1 protein-coding gene is annotated in these 1,468 nt (G+C 44.8%); it reads left to right on the plus strand.

Annotation, left to right across the window (positions count from 1 at the left end; genetic code table 11):
- Positions 1–131: 131 nt before the first annotated feature.
- Positions 132–1,316, plus strand: a complete 1,185-nt coding sequence (locus B7Y67_RS17845) for an aminotransferase class V-fold PLP-dependent enzyme (protein WP_215302901.1) — start codon at positions 132–134, stop codon at positions 1,314–1,316.
- Positions 1,317–1,468 lie beyond the last annotated feature (152 nt).

Raw genomic sequence — 1,468 nt, forward strand, 5'->3', positions numbered from 1 at the left:
ACTTAAATAACGCTATAAATTGCTTATTTTTTACTTATTTGGGAAATATTTTGCATACAAAATTGTAAATTACTAAAAAGTACCTTACACTGGCCAGCAAGATTAACAACAAAAACCAAGCGAGACTCAGCATGCTAAAACTAGATAACCACCTCTCAGGGCGTCATTTTTTACATATTCCTGGCCCAAGCCCAGTGCCATCCCGCATCCTGCGGGCAATCAGCTATCAAACGATTGATCACCGTGGACCTGAATTTGGTCAGTTTGGCCTCAAGGTTTTGGATGGCATTAAAAAGATCTTTAAAACTGAGCAACCAGTCATTGTTTACTCAGCCTCTGGAACGGGTTCATGGGAGGGGGCTTTGGTTAACGTCCTCAATCCTGGTGACAAGGTGCTGTTTTATGAAACCGGTCAGTTTGCTAATTTGTGGCGCGCTTTGGGTAAGCGTCTTGGTTTGGATGTTGAGGTGGTAACTAAGCCTGGTCAAGATACTTGGCGGTGGGGTGTTGATGCATCTGTCATTGAAGAGCGCTTACGCAAGGACACTGGTCATGAAATCAAGGCAGTCTGTGTAGTTCATAACGAAACCTCCACGGGCGTAACTTCGAACATTGCCGCAGTTCGCAAGGCAATTGATTCTCTCAAGCATCCAGCACTGCTGTTGGTTGATAGCGTTTCTGGTTTGGGTTCTGCAGACTACGAGCACGACAAATGGGGTGCCGACGTCACTGTATCGGGCTCACAAAAAGGATTAATGCTGCCTCCAGGCATTGGCTTTAATGCCTTGTCAGCACGCGCAATTGAAGTTAGTAAAACGAACAAGATGTCTAAGGCCTATTGGGCTTGGGATGAGATCTTGGAGTCCAATAAATCAGGCTACTGGCCAACTACGCCTAGTACCAATTTGATGTATGGCTTACATGAGGCTTTGGACATGATGATGGCTGAAGGCTTAGACAATATTTTTGCTCGCCACCAACGTCTTGCGGCTGCTTGCCGTGAAGCGGTGAATGCTTGGGGCTTAGAAATACAGTGCCAAGATAAAGATTGTTACTCGCCAGTACTCACTTGCATTGCTACACCAGAAGGTATGGATGCAGATGTATTACGTAAGCATGCTCTGGAGAAGTTCAATTTATCCCTGGGTACAGGCCTTGGAAAAATTAAAGGCAAGGCCTTCCGTATTGGCCATTTGGGTGATTGCAATGAGCTCAGTCTGATGGCTGCCCTCAGTGGAGTAGAGATGAGTTTGGGCGCGATGGGCTACAAGCCTAAGGCAAGCGGTGTTGTTGCTGCCCAAGAATTTCTAAAATAATCAGTAAGTTGGGTGTAAATGGGGTGTCAGCTGGTGAATACATCGGCCAACACCCCTTATAATTCAAGTACTTATATAGATAGTACTTTCATCAAATAAAACATATTCGAGACAGAAAGATTTCACATGTTGGCAACTAAACCATATTTAAC

This window comes from Polynucleobacter sp. 35-46-11, assembly GCF_002281105.1.

What these genes read in the sequence shown, in the direction of transcription:
- B7Y67_RS17845 (WP_215302901.1), top strand. Translation starts at nt 132, where the DNA reads ATGCTAAAACTAGATAACCACCTCTCAGGGCGTCATTTTTTACATATT.